Genomic DNA, 22,823 nt, shown 5'->3' with positions numbered 1-22,823 from the left:
CTTACTTCTTATGGCGACGTTTCATTTCGAGATGAAGCATATTCAATTCACGTGTGGTCTGTCCGACAACGGAAGTGTTTTCTTCGGCCCGGCGAATAAGATAAGGGATTACATCTCTGACGCTCGCGTAGGGTACATATTTGGTTACATTATATCCTTCGTGAGCCAGATTAAACGAGATATTGTCGCTCATGCCCAATAATTGTGCGAAAAAGATGCGTTGATCGTCATGCTTTAAGCCCTTTTCCTCAATCAGCTCAGCCAGCCGATAGTTACTTTTCTCGTTATGTGTTCCCATAAAAAGCTCGAAATGTTCGAGATTATCCATGACATACTTTACACCGGCATCAAAATTGTTGTCTGTTTCCTGCTTCGTTTTGAAAATCGGATCAGGGTATCCCATGGCCGCGGCACGGGCACGCTCGCTTTCCATATAAGCTCCCCGTACAAATTTTATTCCGGCAATGTATCCTTTCTCTTTGGCATCGGCAAGAATTCGATACAGATAGGGAAGACGGTCATGACGATACATCTGAAGCGTAGCGAATACGGTTGTACGTTCTTTATTGAAGAGTCGCATCGCTTCGTCGGTCAGGGAGTCTATCGCATCCTGAAAGCAATAATCTTCGGCATCCACCAGAATGCGTACTTCATTCTCATACGCTTTTCGACACAACGTCATAAAGCGTTGTTGAAAGACGTCATAATCGCTCTTTTCCGCATCTGTCAGCTGATCCGGATGTTCGGATGCTTTCGACAGCAGTGCGTCGGTCGTGATGGTTGAAGGTTTGAATACGGCATAAGCGATGTTCGGATTATCTTTTGCGTTATCGATCGAGCGTAAGGTTTCTTCCATTGTTGCCTTGATGCCTTCGGAGCTCTGCTCGCCCTCGGCCGAAAAATCAAGTGTGGATTTGACTCCGAAACGCTTCAACAGATGGATTGTTTTTTCGCAGTCTTGCAATGTTTCTCCCCCTACAAACTGTTTATATAATGTAGGCTTCACGATCCATCCTAAAGGGAAATGTATTTTCAGTGCAAGGTTGGTCCCCCATTTCGCAAGTTTGACGAGAAAGGGATGCTTAATGGTATTAAATAATATGTACGCGTTTCTCAATTCCGCGTCTGTTTTTGCTTCAAAAGCAATTTTCGTGTTATTAAAGTCCAACATATCGATCTATATTTTTCAGGTAAAAACGGGCCGAATATATCAAATTTCATTCGGATGAGCAATTTTTCGTGTTATTTTTTTACAGGAGGAGAAGAATAGAAGATGATCTGCACTCGGTTTTCGGTTACGGTATCCCTTACTTCTTAGGAATTACTCGTATTTATCTCAACTCATAAGGTAGATTCAGGTCGGTATATTGATCTTTATGAAACATCCGGTCGACCGGATGTTTCATAAAGATATTTCTGTTAGTTTAGAGGCAATTCATGGGTAAATGTCAGTTCCAGTACATAGTCGGGCGACTGGGGTTTGTCTGTAAATTTGAGCAGAATGCCGTCTTTATCTTGTATAAATCGAACGGATTGACGGCTTTCAAACTCTACCGCGCTTTTCAGTTTGTTGCCCGCATAAGGAAGGAACAGGGCTTTGTCGTCGAGATTCAGCACATGCACATAGAGTGTTTTTCCTTTTTGAGTCGTTACGCCCCAGTCACGCGGTGTGACGACTCCGCCTCGTGTACCTTGCACTGTCGGGGCATAGATTTTCATCCATTCTCCCATTTCGCGAAGGCGCTCTACGGCCACGGCCGGTAACAGACCATCGGGCTGAGGGCCTACATTCATCAGCAGGTTGGCATTTTTTCCGGCGGCTTTGACAAGGTATTGAATCAATGTTTTCGTCGATTTATAATTTTGGTCGGTAATTTTGTAGCCCCACATTCCGTTCATTGTTTCGCATGTTTCGAGCGGCAGTCGACTGATGTCCTGTCCCGACAATCCGGCTTTGTTTTCACCCGGCAGGTCGCGTTCGAAGATTTGAATATCTTCGCCTATGAACGGGGTGATATGATGATTATTTCCGATCAAACAAGCCGGTTGCAAACGATGTATCAGCGTATATTGTTCATCGAGATTCCATGTTTTGGCTGTCATACCATCGGGATAGATGTCTTTGTCCCACATTCCGTCGAACCATATCGCACCGATAGGGCCGTAGTTCGTAAGCAATTCCGTCAGTTGATTGTTCATGAATGTACAATAATCTTCCCATTTGCCATGTGTGGTACGACCGGTTCCTTTTCCTGTGCGTCCCAAGGGGTAATAATCGTCGCGTCGCCAGTCCAGATGGGAATAATAAAGATGCAGGCGGATGCCCTGCTTACGGCATTCATCGGCTAATTCGTGAATCACGTCACGCTTAAACGGTGTTGCATCCACAATATTATAATCGGATTGTTGGGTAGCATACATGGAAAAACCGTCGTGATGACGCGAGGTGATCGTGATGTACTTCGCTCCCGAAGCCTTGATGGCAGCCACCCATTCTGCCGCATTAAACTTGGCCGGATAGAAACCCGAAGCCAGTTTGGCATATTCTTCCCAATTCAGGTTCTTGTTGTGCATGACCCATTCGCCATCGGCCAGCATGCTATAAATGCCCCAATGGATAAAGATGCCGAACTTATCGTCCTGAAAGGTTTCCCGGGCTTTCAGATTGTCTGCCGAAGGAATGTAGCCGGGCTGTGCCGGTGCGTGCGTCAGGCTTGTGAGAGCCATCGTTGCGCATAGAAGTAATGTTCTTGTTTTCATCGAATAGTTTTTTGTTGATTACTTAAAAAATTAACGGGCACAGATGCTTTGACCCGACCTCACAAAGGTAGGTGTTTTTTCGATAGAAGCAAACGCATATTCAATATACTTGCAGAGTAATCATGTCTAAGCGCGTTTGTTTTTTTATGTGATTGACTAATCTCCCGTCGCGCCGAGAGAACTTGGCGCGATGTTTTGCAATCTTCCGTCGCGCCGAGAGAGCTTGGCGCGGTGCGTTAGCATCTCCCGAAATCGGAGGCGGTTACGCCTCCAACGCTTTTTCTAAAATCGCCTTCACCTCATCGGGAAAAATACCGCCTTCGTGCACTTTCTTCCCGTCGATGTAAAATGTCGGGACGTAGTAATAATCGTACTTGTCGGCGATTTCGGGATGTACGGATTCTTCGATCCGGTTGATTTCAATGTTTTTGTATCGGTCTTGCTTTTGAAGTTCACTGATCGCCGCGTCCGCTTTTTTGCAGAACGGGCAGTTCGCCAGATAAAATAAAGTAATCGGTTTCATTCGTTTTTTTATTGTTTAATTCGGGGTTTATACATGTCTTCGGGTCTTAGCTGCAATTCTTTTTTCATTTGCAGGCTATAAGAAAGTTTACTCACATCGGGGGTTACGTTATTACTTCCGAACGTGAATTTCACACCCGCGGCCTTGGCCTTCATCAGTATGGCCTTGTTCGGAATCCGGTAAAGCTCATTAATTTCAAGCGCTTTTCCGCTCTTTGCCAATGCTTCGACAAAACGGTTCATGCGCTCTTCGGTCCAAAACATATCGTACCGGTCGCTCATCCGATCGGGCAGGTAACAGGGGTTGACATAAACATCGACCGGCTCCTCCAGTACGGCACACATGCGGTCGAGCATCATATCCATGTATTTTTCTTCGTCGTTGATAAAGACTTCTTCCTTGATCCAGCTGCGTGTCCGACGTCCCTGATCATCGGTAAACGTCATCGCATCGGTAAAGACGTAATCGAACCGATCCCGTGCCTCTTGCGAGAACGTCGTTTGCCATTCGCGTCCTTCGGCTTGCATGGCGAGGATAAACGGCTGAGCGCGCATCGTGTCGATAAAAGCAAAGATCTGTTCGTTCGTACTGACCGGAAATCCGATACCGCAGTTCGGGGCGATGGCGTAATTGATCCCCAGCCGGCGCGACTGTGCCGCGGCGGCTTCTTTAGTCAGACCGCCTTTCAGATGCACGTGATAGTCAAGCACCGGAAAATCTTCCTGATGCAGGCGGATAATTTCATCGCTCTGCTCGTCGAGCGTGGCGGCGGCCTGCGCTTCTAAAACGCGTGGGTCTGCTTCCGTCAGGTCTACCGCGATATGGCGGATCTGTATCTCGCCACTCCCGTTACCCACGATTGCGAATGTTCCTTCCGAAAGTAACGCTTCCTCGTTCGGTGCCACACGGTAAGGCATGGCCGGTTCCACGTACTCGACTACCGGCTCATCGTTAATCCGTACCTGAACGAATTGTCCCTGCACGCGGATGTTCATCTTAAACCATTCGTCATCTTTTACAAAACTTTTCGTAAGGTTACGGACGCTCATGAGGCTCCCCGTCATACGCCACCAGACTTTGTCGTTACGGTCGTTATGAATCGCTACGGCATACCCTTTCCGGGCATCGGAAGCCGTATGAAATCTCACCCATCCCTTACCGCCGGAGAGGGTACGCATTTCGATCGAAAGATCGAAGTCACGATAACGGCCGTTTTTCAGTACGGCCCGCGCCTGATCACCCCGCAACGTAAGGATTCCTTCTTCGACGGAAACATCGCCCGAAGTCTCCCACGCTCCGGCATCCTTACCGTCGAACAGTACGCCGCTCTTCGGCGACGATGTGCAGGCCGTCATCATCCACAACAAACAGCCCGACACGATGATTGAAAAATAGTTCATGCTACATTCGTTTATAAATCGTATATTTCATTTATATCGGCGCACGGAGATACACGCAACGTTCTATTTTTTTACACATCACAAATGCGGATACATTTTTTGAGCGAAGCGATTTTGTCCGGTTGTTTAGGCACGAACTCCTGTCCGACAAAACCTTTGTACCCGATCTCCAACAACGCCCGCATAATGGCCGGATAGTAAAGTTCCTGCGTTTCGTCGATTTCGGCACGTCCCGGATTACCTCCCGTATGGAAATGGGAGATATATTCGTGATACTTGCGGATGTTGTCGATGATATTGCCTTCCATAATCTGCATGTGATAAATATCGTAAAGCAGTTTGAAATTGGGCGATCCGACACGCCGGCACAGTTCCACGCCCCAAACCGTATGGTCGCACAAATAATCTTTATGGCCTACACTGTTAAGCAATTCCATCGAGACGGTCACACCGTACTTTTCGGCTGTCGGCATGATGCGCCGTAGTCCTTTGGCGCAGTTTTCCCATCCTTGCAGATCGGTCGCGCCGTTGCGCCGTCCGGAGAAACAGATCAGGTTTTTCAGTCCCGCGTCGGCTACCATCGGGATGACTTTCTCGTAGCTCGCCACAAGTTCGTCGTGCAACGACGGATCATTAAATCCTCGGTCGATTCCTAATCCCGCTCCCTGCGCCATGGCTACGGTCAGACCGTGACGTTGAACGACCGGCCAGTCCTTCGGGTCTAACAACTCGATGGATTCGATGCCGAGGTCTTTACATATCACGCAAAACTCGTCGAGCGGATAATCGCCGAAACACCATTTGCTTACGGAGTGACGGATATTTCCTTTGAGGGGTTCTTTTTTTGCCGCTGTCCGATCTTTCCGCTTTGTCTGCGCCATTGTTTCCACACCGCCGGCCGCAAGGGCCGCGCCGCCTGCCAATACTGTCTTGATGGCTGTTCTTCTGTCGATTTTATTCATGGTTCCTGTTGTTTTTTAATTCCACATCGCAAAGATACGTTTTTTTAGCTACCGATACGTGATTTCCATATCATACTCCCATCGGTCGAAATAAAGATTTCCGTGGCGGGATTCCACTTCGCCTCGTTGAAAATCGACCGTTTCGCTTCGCGGAAACTGTTTCGGGGGATAGAACGCACCCGAATAGTCCGAATTGACATACAGCCGATACGAGTCGATACCACTCATAAAAAAGAATCGTCCGGGAGCGATCGCCACAGGCCTGCCACGTCCGAACGACACATCGACCGGTACCCATCCCGTACCTTCGAAATAGACTTCCGCCCAGTCGTGCAGATTCACTTCTCCCGGATGTGTCATCCAGCCGCTCTGCCAGCGAGCCGGAATGCCTTTATAACGCAACATGGTGATCAGCAGCAAGGCGACCTGTCCGCAATCGCCCTTACGATTCTTGATCACATAGGCGGGTATATCGGCAATCGTCGAATATTCCAGCGCGCTCGCCCACGGATAATGAGCCGTGATGTAAGCGTAAACGGCCTGTAACGTCTCGACGGGCGTACGGGCATCGCGTGTGATGCTGTCGGTTAATCGGCGAATATCCGCCGAAAAACGGATATGCGGAATCCGTTCGGCCGTATAAGTCTTGAACAGTTCCTCATTTTCGTGATAGGGTTTCACCGTGATTTCCGACAGATCGAACCATTCTCCCCGCGACGTCACTTCGGCCTCGAAACCAAAGACGGTCGGTTGGTCTTTCTCTGGCTGTTGTTCCATATACAGACTGGTATGAACGGTACGGTCGTCCGATAAGGTGTATGCTCCCTGCGTCGTCGACAACAAGGTTACCTCTGTCTGCCGTTCGATATCTTTTCGGGGAAACGGAAGCCATACTTTCAGCGTTTCACCGTCGTGCACCGCGTTCGGTTCGACCGTGAGAGTGTAACGCAGACGAATAGTTCTCTTCGGAAGCAGGTACTTTCCTTTCGTATCGGTTGCCGTTTTGTTTGTAAAAGCATCGATCAGAAGCGAATCGCGAGGCGTATCGGATCGGGGTGCGGCATTCTTCGAGAGTGCCCGCGCGGCGGGATCTACTCTGAAAATATTGGGCGCGGCATTGCGGAAATAACGCTTTTCTCCGTCAATCGTCCGATACTCCAACACGTTCGATTGTTCCCATGCGTCCAAAAGCGAGTCCGAAGGAATGAATCCGCAATTCTTTTCAATCCAATCGACCACCTCGGCCTTTGTCTTGCGGAAATCCAGCTCCACTCTATGTAACGAGTCGCGGGTAAACAAGTAAGCCTTTCGCTCTTTTTCGGTAAGTGATTCGTTTCGCATGACATGATCAATCAGTTCTCTTGCGAGGGTATGATTCCCCTGTTCAATCTGCGCGTAAATCTGTTCTCTTGTATTTTTTTGCTGCAAATTACAGGAAGAGAGCAACGTCAGAAGAACAATAGAAAGGAAAGAAATGTTTTTTTTCATTTGATAAACCGTCTTTTATCCCAGGTAAAGATGATGGGTTCCGTTTTGAAAAATCGTTTGGCTTTTTCACGCATCGCTTCGTCAAGATACTGCGGAGTCGTGTATTCGACCGTCAACGTCTGTGCCTCTTCGCTCAAACGGTAAACAAATAAGTCCATATCGAGCGCGGCCATCGTATCGAGAAAAACGACATGGGCCGTATCAACTTCGGTACGAACAAATTGTTCGACCGATGCGGGAGTATACAAATCGATAGCAGGAAGTTGCTTCCAGTCGGTTGTAAAAAAGTCCACACGGCTGTCCGGTACCGGAGCCGAGACAGTGGTAACCATACAGATAATATACGTGTCATTGATCAGTGGGAGGCGTCTCAGTTCAACCGTACTCCGCGCGGTCGTCTGTATTTTCAGATAATCGGGCGTAAGTTTCATCAACTGCGATGTGCCTTGCATCTTGTTTTGCAGCTTGGCATCTTTTCCTGCTTGGTAGAGATCCACCAGATCTTTCCGCCACGCATCTTCCAGTTCTACGATATACTCGTCCGGCATCTTCACAAACAGTTCGCCCATATCCTGTGCTCCGAGGTTCATCGCGCATGCTGACAACAGCACCTTCATTATCATCTGCTTCATTTTTATTCGTCTTTATTAATAGGTTTCAAAGGTAGACATTTTCGGAAAAGAAGCCAATTTTTTTTGCGGTTGCCCTTGCTTGCATTATCTTTGCTTCCGCAAAGGTTTTTCGGTTCGTCATGCACGAAGCGAAATGAAAAGGGAATCCCGTGAAAATCGGGAACTATCCCCGTAGCTGTAAGTTCCATCGATGAGAGGCACAACCTCCGCCACTGGTCTAAAAAAACCGGGAAGGCGTGCCTGCCGGAACAAGTCAGAAGACCTGCCTTTTGCATTACGGGACAGACCGCTTTCGGGTGAAAGAGCAATAATGGATACATCAATAAAAATGAAGAAAAAAATCATCGTCTGCATCATGATCATGTTTGGCGCATCGTGTCAGCAGACAGGTAAACGGCAGGAAGAGCAAAGTACCGGAAATGCCGCCGATAAGGAGCGGACGGAGGTGATGCGAGCTCGTCACGCACAAGGTTTCCGCATCACTTCTTCCGGCAAAATATGGCTCGTCGATATTCAAGACCCACAGAAGGAAGAAGGCGCTTCGTACCATTATGCCCTCGTCCCCAAAGACGAGGAGGGATTATCGGCTCCGGACGGTTACGAACCCATCCCCATCCCTGTAAAGAAGGTCGTTTGCATGACTTCGTTGCAACTATCGAATTTTATCAAGCTCGACAGACAGCATTTGGTAGCGGGCATTACCAGTACACGCCACCTCTTCGACCGGAAGATGAACGAACAGCTGAAAACAGGTCAAACGCGGAAAATAGGAATTGAAGGGAATTTCGATACCGAAATCATTATCGGGATGGATCCGGAGATTATCCTCATATCGCCGTTTAAACGGGGAGGATATGAAGCCTTGAAAGAAACAGGCGTCCCCCTAATCCCTCATCTGGGCTACAAAGAGTTGACTCCCCTCGGACAGGCCGAATGGATCAGATTGATCGGACTGCTGACCGGTTGTGAAGAAGAAGCGAACGAATGTTTCGACGAAATTGAACGAAAATACAACGAACTGAAAGCGCTGACCGCCGATGTCGGAAAGCGTCCCGTCGTGTTCAGTGGTGAGATGCGGGGAGGTAATTGGTATGCCGTCGGCGGAAAAAGTTTTCTCGCACAACAGTTCCGCGATGCAGGAGCTGATTATTTTCTAAAAGACGATACGCATTCCGGAGGACTTACCCTCGACTTCGAGTCCGTCTACAGTCAAGCCGAAAGTGCTCAATACTGGCGTATCGTGAACAGTTTCGACGGCGAATTTTCATACGACGCTCTGCGCAAAGAAGACAATCGATACACCGATTTCAAAGCTTTCCGCGACAAGGGGATTATTTACTGCAACTTGCGTAAACAACCGTTTTACGAAAGTGCTCCTTCGCAACCGGAAGTCATACTGGCCGACTTGATCCGGGTGTTCCACCCCGATCTGCTGCCCGATTACGAACCGGTATATTATAAATTGCTGAAATGAAGCGATACACGGCTCTCGTACTGATCTTCATCACGGTATCGATCATATTCTTTTTCTTCCTCAACCTCGTATTGGGTTCGGTACACATCCCTTTACGAGCGGTTTGGAACATAATCTGCGGATCGAGCGATGAACCCGTCGTATGGCAAAATATTGTCTGGAAATCTCGGATTCCCCAGTCACTTACGGCATTAGTGGCCGGTGCGGGACTGTCCGTAAGCGGCCTGCAGATGCAAACCGTCTTCCGTAACCCGTTGGCAGGCCCGTCAGTGCTGGGAATCAGTTCGGGAGCAAGTCTCGGTGTTGCTTCGGTGATCCTGCTTTCGGGCAGTATCGGCGGCGTAGCATTGAGCAAACTAGGATACATCGGAGAGATTGCGCTGACCATCGCGGCTACGGCAGGTGCGTTGTCGGTGATGACGCTGATCGTGTTTGTCTCGCAGAAAGTCAAAGGTAGTGTGACTTTACTGATTATCGGAGTGATGATCGGTTACGTCGCAAACGCGATTATCGGTGTATTCAAATATTTTAGTGTAGAAGAAGACATCCGCGCATACGTTATCTGGGGGTTAGGTAGCTTCGCACGTGTTTCGGGTAACCAGATGACGCTTTTCATCTGCATCATGGCCGTATTGCTGCCGCTGTCGTTCCTGCTGATTAAAACGCTTAATCTACTGCTCCTCGGCGACGGCTATGCCAAAAACTTGGGGTTAAACATCAAGCGGGCAAGGTTGTATGTCATCTCCTGTTCGGGAATCCTAACGGCCATTGTGACGGCTTATTGCGGCCCCGTGATTTTTCTTGGCCTCGCTGTACCTCATTTGTGCCGTGGGTTGCTGCGTACCTCCGATCATCGCGTATTGATGCCCGCAGCCGTATTGACCGGTTCTTCACTGGCTCTCTTGTGCAATTTGATCGCACGCATGCCCGGCTTTGAAGGCGCGTTGCCGGTCAACTCCATCACGGCGCTTATCGGTGCCCCGATCGTCGTGTATGTCCTTTTCAGCAAACGTAAAAACGAAATGACCGAATGAAACAAATGACGATCAACATCCGGGATCTGAGCATCGGATATCCCGATAAACACGGAACAAAGCGCGTGGCATCTCATATTCATGCGCAGATTAGCAGTGGCGAACTAACCTGTCTTTTAGGGACGAACGGTGTCGGAAAATCGACCCTGCTTCGTACCCTTTCCGCTTTTCAGGCACCACTTGGCGGAGATATTGAGATCCTCGGTCGTCCGCTTTCGCAATACGACGATAAAAAGCTGGCGACGTTGATCGGCGTCGTCCTTACGGAGAAATGCGACATCCGCAACATGACAGCCGAAGAGTTGATCGGTCTCGGACGAAGTCCGTACACCGGTTTTTGGGGTACCCTGAAACAAAAAGACAAGGAAGCCGTACAGGAAGCCATCGAATTGGTGAATATCGAGGCACTTGCCCGGCGCATGGTGCATACGCTGAGTGACGGAGAGCGTCAAAAGGTGATGATCGCAAAAGCATTGGCACAGGAAACACCCGTGATCTTTCTCGACGAACCGACGGCTTTCCTTGATTTTCCGAGCAAGGTAGAAATCATGCAGTTACTTCATACTTTGACGCAAACGATTGACAAAACCGTTTTCATGTCGACCCACGACTTGGAACTGGCTTTGCAAATCGCCGATAAAATATGGCTAATGGATAAAGTCAACGGCATCGTCATCGGTACGCCCGAAGATCTTTCGCTCGAAGGCAAACTAAGCAGTTTCTTTTCGCGCAAAGGGATTACGTACGACACGGAGACCGGCTTCTTCCGTATCGACAATGTATTCCGCGCACAGATTCGCCTCGAAGGACATGGGAACCGATACGCCATGGTTCGCAAAGCCTTGCAACGCAACGGCATTCTCGCGAACCGTCATATAGATAGCGACACTTATATCCAAACAGACGGTGAATCATCCCGTGGATTTGTCATCCATCATCCCGATGGAAGGACAACGGAGGCGCAAACGATTGAAGCATTATTGGATGCAATCCACTTGATGTTTCGATAAGCGGACGATATAAAGAAAGTAGATGATTTTGATCGGAACAGATTATGCTCACCCGCTGTTTCGGAAACAAGGATAAGACTGCGATCAAGAAGTTATTTATACTGCTTCTTTAGCTTGTTAACGGCATTTTCAAGCGATTCGGTAGGCTCGATAATATTGTATCCTCCCCAGAAATCTTCATCGTAAAAATTTCCTACTTTATCCGACAAAGAATGGCCGGACTTAAAGGAATCTTTGTATGAAATTCGGGAAAAATCATCCTCTTTCCGTTCGGTAACAACCATTTCGGAAAAAACGGTATAAGATGTCGAGAAAAGGCGACGCTTCCAGTCGCATTTGAAGCGCACTTCGTTACGCACATAATTCAGATAGCTACGTCCGTCATGCCGTTTATAGGCGACGAGAAAGGTCATTTGCTCCGGCTTAAAACGTAAGCCGAAAGGCTTCTTGCGTAACATGGCTTGAGTGGCTTTGGAGCGGTCATCCATGCTGAGGTTAAATTCTGCACGGGTAATCGTCATCGTTTCCTTATCGATATACAGAGATCCATAGTAAAGGGCATACGGCAACAACAAACGTGGCTGAAAGTTCACTTGATGGTGAGGCCTGTTGTCTATCATTACCGGCTCTCCGAAACGGAACGAGTAATTTTCCATTTCCGTTTTGTCGAGTAGCAACTCTTTATTTTTGATCAAATCGATATAATGCGACAAATTGGGGCCTCCTTCCAGCTTGACAACCAGTGTGTCGCCTGCTTTTTGGCTAAGCAGTTTCCGACCTTTAAAGACCTGTACCCGATCATGTTCGAAACCACGGGTATAAGGCGTTTTAAAAATATGGACAACCGCCTCCGAAATATTGATATACCGTTTCCTTTTCTGAATCACTTCGCGATAAAAACCGGTCAGTAGATTCTCTTTTGCCGGATAGTTCATTGCGATTTTTTCAATTGCCTCCTCCACGATTCCGCGCGCATCGCCGCCCATCACCGTAACTTCAGCCAAAATATTGGTATTCGGAAGCAAGAATATCTCGGCATTATCTATATCCGTCTGACCAACAGGGTAAAGCACATTGGTATATCCGATATGCGAAAACTCCAGATTTTTGGCCTGTAACGAATCTTTTACTTTAATCGAAAAATAGCCATCGGCATTAGTGACTGTTCCAACGCTTGTTTGCGGAATCGATACATTGACCGATACCAGTTTTTTATTCGTTTGTTTATCCTTAATTACGCCGCTTACTGTAATATAATTATTCTCGAGTTCCTGTGCAAACAAGGAAACCTCGCCAGCTACAAAGAAGGCGACCCATAAAATAAATCGAATTAAAACGTTTGTTTTCATAATCCCCATATTAATGGCTCCTAAGATAGGAAATATTCGGCAAACACACCTAATTTCTTCCTGTTAATTTTGCCTAATCGACTGCGAAGACGCCCTTACTATCGGGATGCGTGATCGCCGGTTTGTTTTCCTTATTGATAAAATAAGCCGGATAGCGGTGCTTGAAGTCGATTCATCCTCAGGGAAAAAGCGAAATGATTTTCCTCCCAATTGACGTCTTTAGTTGATTTGGAGGCTTTACGAATCGGTTTGTGGGGTGAATTTAGAAGAATATCACTTATATAGACATCGTGATTCGGGAACAAAAAATTTTTGTTACACGTAGAACTCAGAATATGACTCTACTTCTTCCGGTACAGTGCGTGCATTTCTTCGACCATGTAACGGAGCTCGCCTCGTACCCATTCGGGCGAGAGAAGCTCGACTTCGGCACCATGCGAGAGGACTTCCTGAAAGAAGTCGTACGTCGGATAGAGCCGGTATTCGAAGACGGAATATTCCGGATAACGTTCCACCTCTCTCTGCGAAGGGTGCAGCGGCAAGGAATCGAAATACTTGCGTTTGTTACCCGCTTCGGAAACTTTCAGACGGATCGTTTCCACATCCAACTCTTCGGGGATGACAATCACCCCGAAAGCATCGGCAAAATATGTCTCCGCATCAAACGTGTCGGGGAAGACGAACGATTCCCTCGTCGGTTCTATCCGTTTCATCCGGTCTAAGGCGTATGTACGTATTTGTCCGTTCTCCGGCTCGAATACCACGACATACCAGCGTTGCCGGCTCACTTTTACACAGTACGGATCGGCCAGAAATGTTCGGGGACGCTCACAATGAAAACTTTGATACGTCATTTGCAGGCGTCTATCGGTCTGCATCGCCTCGATGATAGTCATCAGCGATTCATTGCCCGAAGGGATACGCTCAAACAGGATGCGCGCTTTGAGCTTGCGACTCTCCTGAATGATGTTGTTGACCGCAAACGAACTCAACAACCAGCTCTTGATATGATCTTTGCTGATGTCGTCCGTATTTTCGATACGATAGGTATAGCCGTTGCTCGCATTACAGATGATATTGAGGTCGAATGTCTCTTCGATAGCCCGCTTGTAATCGTCGAACGTACGCTTGGGCAACGGCCGGCCTTCGTCGTTCAGCGAACAGTTTTTCCACGCCTCCGCCAGCTCTTTGTACGTGATACCTCCCGTACGGTAGAGCCGGTCGATGATCCAGATGTATTTCCGAAATTGATGCTTTGCCATAGAACGATCGTTATATCGATAAATCGCTTATTATTGATTGTTTGTGTTGATCAGGCAGACCGTCAGTCGCACCATCAGGTCTTTCTCCTCGGCGGGACTGCATGCGATCATCAGCGTAAGCGCCACCAACGTATTGTCCGCGATACGCTTCCTGCCATCCGTTCGGTAGAGCAGGCCGTTGTGATGCATAAACCACAGAAACAGCATCGCGGCAATGCGTTTGTTGCCATCGCTGAACGAATGGTTCTTCACTACCAGATAGAGCAGCATGGCCGCCTTCTCTTCGGCTGAGGGGTAAAGCTCCCGGTCGTCGAACGTCTGATAAATCTGCCCGATAGAGCTTCGAAACGACCCGTCTTTCTCGTTGCCGAACAGCGGGCTGCCCCCAAACCGCTCTTTCAAGCTGCGAATGGCTTCCATCGCCCCCTCGTACGTAGCGCGAAACCGAGGGAGACCGCTCACGGCCTCCACCTCGATTGTACGGTAGTCGTACTGATCCAACAGGTCCAACGCATAACTATAATCCGCCACGACCTCATGCAGCGAACGGCTCTCCGCAGTAACTATTTGTTCTTTTTCAGTCATCTATATTCTTTTATCTATTATATTTTGTCCTTATCGATGCCGCAAAATTACATATAAGCTACGCAGAAAACCCGCAGAGGGGCAGAATGATTCTTTGTTATCTAAGAAATTCTTTCAACAAATATTGGGTTACATTTTCTAATTCTGGAAATAATGTCGCTTCGGTTATATTTACTTGTGACAACTGTTTTAAAATCTCTTCTTTTTTACATTTTTCAACTTCTATTCTAGCAGCGACTAAGCTATTATCTATTTTTGCCGGCTCTTCTTTCTTTTTATCTATGCCAAAGAGTAAGAATGCTCCGCTTTGACGGATCAGTCTCTCATTCGTAAGTTTTGGATTTACACAAACAACTCGAGCAAGGTCTTCCGGCTCTATTAGAGCCTTAAAATGAGGCTTCTCTGATCTTATATCATGAAGAAGAAGTTCTATGGAATGATCTTCATTAAATTGTTTTTTCCGATCATTAGCGTCTGAAAAAGAAGATATTTCTGGCAAAGTAAAATCAAATGGACGTTTACATAAATTTGACAATATACTAACTGTGTCACTATCGTAATTTTTGATGTCATTTTTTTTGATTTTAAAGACAATCAATTCTCCATTATTTCCTTCATTATTTCTTCCACAGCTAAAATAAAGTGAAACCAGTGGATTATAAGTTATGTCTAACAATCTTGTAGGTAGAGTATAATGTCTCATTTTAACAAGATTATCGAATGTCGATTTAGAATCACCGAATTCAGCAGGCAATAATCTGAGAATTTCCCAATAAAGTTTATCTTCTTTTTCGATAGAACTCTTTCCGTTTTCTCCTCTATAATATATTGAAGGCAATATTTCTTTATTTTTTTTCATTCCATTATTCCCTCGATAAAGAAGAACTTCATCTTCTTCCACATCAAGTCTGCCTACAATGTCTAATAGCTTTTGAACGCTATCAATTTTCTCAGTTCCCATTTTTTTATCTGTCTTAATTATTTAACCGTTTAAAATACAATATTTCTGTTTTATTGTTTCTTTTCTATGCCCTTAGTCAAATCACTTATGATCAGAACTTTCAAGCATTTCTTTAATAATCTCTTTGTCAAATCCTAAGTTAAGAGCTATCTTAAACAGATGAATTTTCTCTGCTGGCTTGACGATATTATCTACTTTAACAATACATATTAAACTTTAAAGAAGTATGGTAGAATAAGTAGTGTGTGCTTTCAGAACATTATTACCTCTGTAAATAAAGCATTATAGAACTGTCAATTTCAGCCCAGCAAGTTCTTGTACCTGCGCGGTGATAAGTGCTTTTTTCTCTTCCAGCTTTTTCCGCTTCTCCTCTGCGTTATGCAGTTGTTTTTCCTTATTTTCTTTTTGAGAACGGACTCTTGTTAGTTGTTCTCTAAGTGGTTCGATTAGCTCCTTAACAAAACGACTACGTACAAACTCTATAATTTTGTCCTTGCTCTTGAAAGCATGCTTAAGATAAGGTTCTGGATCAAAATCTCTGCTTAAAGAATTAATATAATCAGAAATCTGAGCTACATTATCGCCATGAGAGAAAACGTTCATCGTTTTTTCCCAAATACCGAATGTTGCTCCATTAAGGAATCCGCCACAGATTTCGCCAATAACATCTCCCCAAGTAACTTCTTCTTCTGTGTCAGACTCAGAAGAGAACAAATCACTCTTTTCCATCTCCATGTTCATTCTATTCTGAGTGGACTTTATAAAATAACGAGAATCGAAATCAGGCAAATACCTCAACAAGATTTCTTCTGCATCAGAGAAGAAATCAGCAACACTTCGCTTCAACTTCCTTTCACCTTCGTCGGAAAGTTGCTCTGTGGCACGCTTCAGTTTCCTTGTTGTTAGACTCTGCAATTCCCCTTCAAGTCTTGGTAGTATACTCTTAACATTCTTTAAACGTCCCCATTCATTCTGAACGATATTTAGCATTCGGTTACATGAAGCATCCACAAGGTCCTCCAATTCATTACCACCTTTTCTTACAAGATTACGAATTTCTGCATCAAGATCCTCTCCCAGAGAATTGATTTTCCTAGAGATTTTTCTATCAGCCTTTGCCAGCTGTTCTTCTCTTTCATCAAGTTCAGAATCGGGCGCAGAAAGGAGTGTAATCTCATTAGACAGCAAATTGATTGCATTCTCATTATCCGACTTCAATTTGTCTCCGGCAGCAAGAATCGCATTCAGTGGCTTTGCAAAAAGAATCTTACCCTTCTCATTGTCTATCATATTCCGTACGGCTTTAATAAACTCATCCAAATGACTCCACTTATACATTTCGTCCTGCGTACTGATGCCAAAGTTAGAGCAATGACGTTTCCAAGCAAAGTCAAAACTATCCATCGAACTAATCTTACTCATCGGCAATTCAGACAGCAAGGCCATCTCGGCAGACAATGGGATTGGCTCAATATCATCAAGAATCTCAACAAGCGTACTGTCATTACATTCGCGACATGCCTTTCTAATCTCCTGCTTCACATAATCTTTTATCTGGTTTTCATCCTCAGGATTAGTCTCACTACAGTAAGGAATATCATATTTATTGATACCCACAAGCACTTTACCTATACCACACTGGCGTACATTCTTGAAAATAATATCCCTGTCAGTGGCATCGAACGGGCGACCGGCATAAAGCATCATTATAACAACATCCGCCTTTGCAAGAAAAGCCTTGGTACGCTCTTCACGTGAAACAATAGGATCATTGAAACCCGGAGTATCCACCACTTCAACCCCCTTCAGATATTCATGAGGATAATAAATGGTGACAGATTTCGTAAAGGAAACATACTTACCGTCAGCGCCAACATACTCTATAAGTTGGTCAAAACGGTCCTCTTTCGTTTTACCGAGATAACTATTCAGAGATGAGCCCAATTTGCTTGCCTTGGATACCAATTCCTTTGCTGCCTTTATTTTTGAAGCATCAAGCGTATCAACAGCATCACTCTCATTTCGAGAGGCTTGCATCTCCTGCTCTGCCCATTCATCTGCGGTATAGAACTCTGCAACAATGCGCTCTTTCTCTCCATACGTGATAACCGAAAGTGCAGCGGTCATAGGTGTAGTAGCTGCAGGGAGAATGTCATCCTTAAAGACGAAGGAATTCAAGAAGGTTGACTTACCACACTTCATCTGACCGATTACACCAATCGTCAGTATATCCTTCTCTATTTTCTCTTTTATCTCTTCCAAAGAGATAATTCCTTTACCAGCTGTAGCCTCCTTTGTTGCAGGAATCCATCCATATTCCACAGCCTTCGTTGCAAATTCAATGAGCTGATGTTTCTTAACTTGCAACTCCTCAAACATATTGTGTTCCATATATTACATTTCTTTTGTTACTTTATATTACAATTCTTTTGTTACTTTCTTGTATTGTTCCAGGCAGTCATTGATATTCTGCCATGCTGATTTAATATCACACAAATCAGACCATTCCTGCTGAATATCACTTGCCTTATCTATACGGTCACTAACTTTATGAATAACTTCATTGAGCCTATCAATTGATATTTGATCAATTAAGCCTACAAAGTCATTATATTCATCTTTTGACATTTCAAAACGATCGCTTCCAAAAAGATGGGTTTCCCATCTCGGAATATCACAGAGTTGCTCACAATTTTGGCGGAGTAAATTGATACTCTCATTAATTTCCTCAATAAGATTATCTCCATCATAATACAATTTATTATACTTCTTTTGTCCCTCGTCAACAAGCCCTATAAAAATACTTGACAGTTCGTCTAAGTCCTCTTTAACATCAGACATAAATGCCTCACGAGACTTAATCTTCTTAACATTATGAATTGGATTCATAATATCCTCAATAGGTGTTTTAGCTGAAAATCTGACAAACTGTTCCACTTTCAGTCCTTCGTCTGCCAAGGTCTTTTTAATAAGTTTCTCCACTTTCTGTATCTCAGATTCAGACTTAGTGTCTACCTTATTAATCACAACATATAACGGCTTATTGAGTTTCTCCTTAATGATAGAAATAGAACTACGATTTACTGTACCCGCATTCACGTCGAACACCCAGAAAAGCGCATCGCACTCATTAATGATGTCAATAGTACGTTCACGATCCTCACTGTCGTTTGAATTAAAACCTGGCGTATCAAGTATACTTAACCCTTTGAGATTAGGATTCTTATAAGTCATCACGAAGTACTTAATAAGAGAAGAAACACCCTTTACTTGGTCAAGAATCTCCTTTGAAACTTTTTTGAAGGTACCTTCTAAAATCTCCTTACGTTTCCCATCACCAGAAATAAAACTATACGAAACAGCCAGACCACCTGCAATATATGTAGGAATGGCTGTTGTCGCCTTAGTACTTACTGGCAGTTTAGGAATATTCGGATTATCTTGGGAGAGAATTCTATTAACTATAGAAGTCTTACCGGCAGAGAACTCACCCACGAAGGCAATCGTTGTTTTACCATCCAACCAACATTTACGCTTTGTAGCTGTCCACTGGTCGCAACTATCCATGATATACTGCTTCTTTGCATCAAGTGCTTTATCTCCTTTATAGTCATTCCATGACATTTCATAACTCTTGAAGAGGAAGGTGTTTAAGTCTGTATATGAACCTTTCACAAATGATTCAAAAGCATCAATACGCTTATACAGTTTCCGTGTATCCTCCGTACTGATTTCCTTTGCCGAAAGAATTTCCTGAATGAAGTCCAAAGAACCCATCTTGAGTTTCAGTTCTTCCACCTTATCATCAAGCGACTGACAAACAGAAGAGAGTTCATCTCTCAGGCTTGTCGCGTTCTTCTTTTCCTTGCTAAGATTATTTTGAAGTTCAGCAATGTCATCATCCTTCAAACGTACCTTTTTTTTCAAGTTTGAAATGTCATCTTCATTGTCTTCAATCTCTTTTTCAAGATCCTCGATTTTCTTTTTCAGTTTTTCAGTCTGAGCTAACTGTTCCTTTACAGTATCATATAACTTTCCATCAATAGCATTTTGTAACTGCTTATCAAGTTGCTCACATTGGTTATTGGCTTCCTTTAATAGAGTCTGATATTTGGACTCTATCTTTTCTATCTTGCCCTCCAATTCAGAGTCGTCAAGAACCTTCTTAACCGTTTCTGCAAGTTTTTTCTTCAGTTCTTCATTTTCAATTTCTAACTGAGAAGTGTTACTGCTGGATGACTTGTTGGAAAAATAAATCCAAAGGAAGATGACAATAATAATATTTATAATGACACATACGAGCATTGTTGTATCCATGCTATCCCATCTTTTCCTTCATGAGAGAAATCTGTGCAACCTGGGCTTCACAGGCATCTTTATATTCCTTGACCTTACGTGCAAGATCATCATTCTGTTGACGGAGAGACTTCAACTCGTGTTTAGCTTTGTTGAGTTCATCCTCCAAGTCGTCTTGTTCATCATCATTCTCTTTTGCCTTTCTACGAACCTTTTCCAGCTCTGAGAGGAGGTCTTCGATTTGCCGCTCGGCATCCTTGTTACGCTTACGGAACTTCTCATTCTCAGCATAGAGCGTATCCAGTTCTCTCTGTTTGGCATCATTCTTTGATGAATTACCTACAATTTTGTCTTTAAGAGCTACGCCAGCAATACCACCAACGACAAGCCCACTAATCAATTCTATCATTTTCATTTAATCTTATAAAGTTAATAGCATCGTTTTATACCCACGTAACTGTCTCATTTTCTGCTCAAATTGCTCCTTCTGTTCTTTACGCTCAGTCTTCAACTGATTCAAGGCATCAGTCTTCTGACCAATCAATTCTGTAGCCTCCTCGCCCAGAGATTCTCTTACTGCATTGACAAGTTGTTGAGAAATCTCACACAGTCTGTTTTTGAAATCGGGTGACAAGGACGAATCAATATAATTGCGTATTGCACGGATACGCTGCGGCTTAGAGAGAAGTTTATCTGTAACAAAACCTACCATAGAGTCTATCAGCCCCTTATCACTACCAACTCTTGTAGACAGCCTTTGAGCTCCATTCTCGATAGTCTCGTACTTATCAACAGCCTTTGAAGCAAAACCAACTGCTTTTTCAATTCTGTTAACAGTTCTTTTGTTAGAAATAATACTACCCACATCCGACACTGTATCGACAACGTCAATCGCTTTGTTTCCAGCAAGTGCACCCTCTGCAGCTGTGGAAACAGTAGCAACACCGCTAGTTGAGGCAACTACAGCAACAGTACCGATTGCTGCTGCAGCAATGACACCAACCTTAATCCAGCGATCATATTCATGTCCCATCGAATTCAAATCCATATTATAACTCAGACCAGTCATTTGGATATTAGAAAGATCCATATTCTCCAATGAACTCAAGGATATTTCATTTTCCGTTCCTTTCTGTCGGTTTGCCTTCTCACGGATAGCATTCTGCACACCATTTCTGTAACTATTCATTAACAAAGATGCTGTACTATTGATTGCCATAAGCGCATCATTATCAAAATCAGTACTCTTACCCTTTACAAGTGTATTGAGTTTATTGAACACTGTATCTTCAAACTTACGCGTAGTAATACGCTCCTGCTCTGAAATATCATCAGACAAAGACTCAACAAGACGCTCTATATTGCGCTTAATCCTCTTAAGCTCTGATTGACTCTGCAGAATAGCTTCATCTAAATTCTTGTCAGAAGAAGATGCTGACATTAAATCCTCAATACGATCAGCCATGAACTTCGCAATATCTTTTAGGCGTTGCTCATCGACACGTCTCAAAATATCCTTTTTCTCATGCTGAATAGTATCAAGTAAAGAATATAAATCTGAAAGTGAGTTTTTTGTAGCAGATACAACAGCTACCTGTTTCAAGGGGATCTCACAGCTCTTGCTAATGTGTGCCTTAGCTGACTCGATATCTCCTTCTGATTTGGTATCACTTTTGGTAAGCACCAAATAAATAGGTCGTTGAGACAACTTAATCATCTCAATAAAATCTGTCAGAGAACGAGTTATCTGCTGATTAATATCAGTAACGAGCAGTATTCCATCAGCCTTAGGAAGAAAATTCACAAGGGTTTGCCTGTGCTTAGGATCAGGGGAAGAAAGTCCCGGAGTGTCAACAATGATAGTAAAAGAAGATACGCGTGTAGATGTATCGAACACGGTTACAACCTTTGCATCTGCCAGCGCATCGTTCTTCAAGTCACTTATCTCAGAAACTTCTATACGATTGCCATCTGCATCAATCACCTCTGCACGACAACTGTCACAACCAAAATGTACTTCATAGATGGTTGCAGTAGTTGGCTTCGTTGCACTTTCCAGACTTTTACTATCTGTCAACGCATTGACAAGCGTTGTCTTACCCGAACTAAACTCGCCCACTAAAGGAAGAATGATATTTGCATTCTCCTGCTTTGAGCGCAGTTCTATCAATGATAATTCCTTAGCAATATTGCTAAGACCTAAAAATTCAGCAATGCTTCGTAATTGTTCAATCTTATCCATGATAATATGATACTAATGCGAATCCAGAGTTGAAAACTCTCAATTCAATGTTAAATTAATTTGTTTATAATCAGCAAAATAATTGTTTTTCATTTGCTCATTTTCCTAAAAATCATCATCTTAGAAGAAAAATACCACTAATTATTCCAAGTATGATCTACAAGGAAAAAGAGCAAAAATTAATCTCCATCTATTTTTTCGTGTCCGACTTGTATGAAAAAGAACTCTTTCGAGACCTGTCAGCGATTCTCTAACAATGCAAATCCCGAATTTACAGATCAGAAATCATGACCATTTATCTTTTTACAGGCGCAGAGCAAAGATATTTCAGTATAAAAGAAATCCATTCTTTTGCCCGGGATTATCTTACCGGTTGGTTTCCCAAACTACCCGGATATAAAGCATTTTGCGCCAGAGTGAATCTGCTTGTAAACGCTTTTCAGTTTTTAGCCGTTTATCTGATCGTTTCATTTAAACCAAAGGATTGCAGCCCAAACATTACGCTTTGATACACCCTCTACATAATACAACGGCATTGTTAAATTAATATAGAGTTTTGATTTCATTCAAACAACAACTCATTCATTATAAATGTATTAAAATTTTCAATATTCTCAAAAACTATAGTAACTTAACAATACCAATACAACTTCTTTTACTTTTTGTTTTTAGTAAGTGCCTCAGCGAATGCACCAACAGCGGAAAAAAGCATTGTTGCTGCTTGTAACAACTTCTCCCCCTTTTCAACATACTCAGAACCTTTTGTCGCAAATTGTCCCATTTTCTCAATTTTTTTACCCATAACACTTTTTATTTATAAATTAACACTTTATTCTTACACACTC

At 44.2% G+C, this 22,823-nt stretch carries 19 protein-coding genes and 1 riboswitch; of the genes, 3 read left to right on the top strand and 16 right to left on the bottom strand.

Going from position 1 to position 22,823, the window contains the following annotated elements; genetic code table 11:
• Position 1: 1 nt before the first annotated feature.
• The 7 genes from EII41_RS01535 to EII41_RS01505 form a co-directional block, all read right to left on the bottom strand.
• The gene (locus EII41_RS01535; RefSeq protein WP_124789155.1) at positions 2-1,171 is read right to left on the bottom strand and encodes a proline dehydrogenase family protein; all 1,170 of its coding nucleotides are present in this window, start codon (positions 1,169-1,171) and stop codon (positions 2-4) included.
• Between the two features lie 248 nt (positions 1,172-1,419).
• On the bottom strand, positions 1,420-2,760 hold the full coding sequence (locus EII41_RS01530) for an alpha-L-fucosidase (RefSeq protein WP_124789154.1): 1,341 nt from the start codon (positions 2,758-2,760) through the stop codon (positions 1,420-1,422).
• Positions 2,761-3,022: 262 nt separating this feature from the next.
• A complete protein-coding gene (locus tag EII41_RS01525) occupies positions 3,023-3,283 on the bottom strand; it encodes a glutaredoxin family protein (protein ID WP_124750934.1) in 261 nt (86 codons plus the stop codon).
• Between the two features lie 8 nt (positions 3,284-3,291).
• Positions 3,292-4,683: a DUF1080 domain-containing protein gene (locus tag EII41_RS01520; protein ID WP_124789153.1), complete on the bottom strand. Its 1,392-nt coding sequence runs from the start codon at positions 4,681-4,683 to the stop codon at positions 3,292-3,294.
• Between the two features lie 71 nt (positions 4,684-4,754).
• Positions 4,755-5,645: a hydroxypyruvate isomerase family protein gene (locus EII41_RS01515; RefSeq protein ID WP_124789152.1), complete on the bottom strand. Its 891-nt coding sequence runs from the start codon at positions 5,643-5,645 to the stop codon at positions 4,755-4,757.
• Positions 5,646-5,693: 48 nt separating this feature from the next.
• Positions 5,694-7,133, bottom strand: a complete 1,440-nt coding sequence (locus EII41_RS01510) for a transglutaminase domain-containing protein (protein WP_124789151.1) — start codon at positions 7,131-7,133, stop codon at positions 5,694-5,696.
• Positions 7,130-7,765 (bottom strand): DUF3256 family protein, encoded by a 636-nt coding sequence (locus EII41_RS01505; protein WP_124789150.1) that lies wholly within the window; start codon positions 7,763-7,765, stop codon positions 7,130-7,132. The genes EII41_RS01510 and EII41_RS01505 overlap by 4 nt, the downstream gene beginning before the upstream one ends.
• 85 nt (positions 7,766-7,850) lie before the next feature.
• A riboswitch (cobalamin riboswitch) is annotated at positions 7,851-8,050 on the top strand.
• Positions 8,051-8,093: 43 nt separating this feature from the next.
• Between EII41_RS01505 and EII41_RS01500 the strand changes: the two genes are divergently transcribed.
• From EII41_RS01500 to EII41_RS01490, 3 genes are read left to right on the top strand one after another with little or no spacing between them, the layout of a single operon-like run.
• Positions 8,094-9,239 (top strand): ABC transporter substrate-binding protein, encoded by a 1,146-nt coding sequence (locus EII41_RS01500; protein WP_124789149.1) that lies wholly within the window; start codon positions 8,094-8,096, stop codon positions 9,237-9,239.
• Positions 9,236-10,273: an iron ABC transporter permease gene (locus EII41_RS01495; RefSeq protein WP_124750928.1), complete on the top strand. Its 1,038-nt coding sequence runs from the start codon at positions 9,236-9,238 to the stop codon at positions 10,271-10,273. Before EII41_RS01500 ends, EII41_RS01495 begins: the two co-directional genes overlap by 4 nt.
• On the top strand, positions 10,270-11,283 hold the full coding sequence (locus EII41_RS01490; RefSeq protein ID WP_124789148.1) for an ABC transporter ATP-binding protein: 1,014 nt from the start codon (positions 10,270-10,272) through the stop codon (positions 11,281-11,283). The genes EII41_RS01495 and EII41_RS01490 overlap by 4 nt, the downstream gene beginning before the upstream one ends.
• A 92-nt stretch (positions 11,284-11,375) precedes the next feature.
• On the opposite strand, the gene EII41_RS01485 is transcribed toward EII41_RS01490, so the two are convergent.
• The 9 genes from EII41_RS01485 to EII41_RS14070 form a co-directional block, all read right to left on the bottom strand.
• Positions 11,376-12,632, bottom strand: a complete 1,257-nt coding sequence (locus EII41_RS01485; protein ID WP_124789147.1) for a carboxypeptidase-like regulatory domain-containing protein — start codon at positions 12,630-12,632, stop codon at positions 11,376-11,378.
• Positions 12,633-12,973: 341 nt separating this feature from the next.
• Positions 12,974-13,894: a helix-turn-helix transcriptional regulator gene (locus tag EII41_RS01480; RefSeq protein WP_124789146.1), complete on the bottom strand. Its 921-nt coding sequence runs from the start codon at positions 13,892-13,894 to the stop codon at positions 12,974-12,976.
• Between the two features lie 30 nt (positions 13,895-13,924).
• A complete protein-coding gene (locus EII41_RS01475) occupies positions 13,925-14,479 on the bottom strand; it encodes a type II toxin-antitoxin system death-on-curing family toxin (protein ID WP_124789145.1) in 555 nt (184 codons plus the stop codon).
• Between the two features lie 97 nt (positions 14,480-14,576).
• Positions 14,577-15,440 carry an FRG domain-containing protein gene (locus EII41_RS01470; protein WP_124789144.1) on the bottom strand — a complete coding sequence of 288 codons (864 nt, stop codon included), beginning with the start codon at positions 15,438-15,440 and terminating at the stop codon, positions 14,577-14,579.
• A 282-nt stretch (positions 15,441-15,722) separates the two neighbouring features.
• Positions 15,723-17,831, bottom strand: coding sequence for a dynamin family protein (locus EII41_RS01465; RefSeq protein ID WP_124789143.1), 2,109 nt, complete (start codon positions 17,829-17,831; stop codon positions 15,723-15,725).
• Between the two features lie 27 nt (positions 17,832-17,858).
• Positions 17,859-19,757 (bottom strand): dynamin family protein, encoded by a 1,899-nt coding sequence (locus tag EII41_RS01460; RefSeq protein ID WP_124789142.1) that lies wholly within the window; start codon positions 19,755-19,757, stop codon positions 17,859-17,861.
• Position 19,758: 1 nt separating this feature from the next.
• Positions 19,759-20,151, bottom strand: coding sequence for a hypothetical protein (locus tag EII41_RS01455; protein ID WP_124789141.1), 393 nt, complete (start codon positions 20,149-20,151; stop codon positions 19,759-19,761).
• Between the two features lie 6 nt (positions 20,152-20,157).
• Entirely contained in the window at positions 20,158-21,978 is a 1,821-nt protein-coding gene (locus EII41_RS01450; protein WP_124789140.1) for a dynamin family protein, read from the bottom strand.
• A 655-nt stretch (positions 21,979-22,633) separates the two neighbouring features.
• On the bottom strand, positions 22,634-22,780 hold the full coding sequence (locus EII41_RS14070; protein WP_185711795.1) for a hypothetical protein: 147 nt from the start codon (positions 22,778-22,780) through the stop codon (positions 22,634-22,636).
• Positions 22,781-22,823 lie beyond the last annotated feature (43 nt).

It is taken from the genome of Tannerella forsythia (assembly GCF_003860135.1).
Classification (GTDB): domain Bacteria; phylum Bacteroidota; class Bacteroidia; order Bacteroidales; family Tannerellaceae; genus Tannerella; species Tannerella forsythia_A.
The sequence above is the reverse complement of the archived record's forward strand: the minus strand, read 5'-3'. Positions and strand labels throughout refer to the sequence as shown.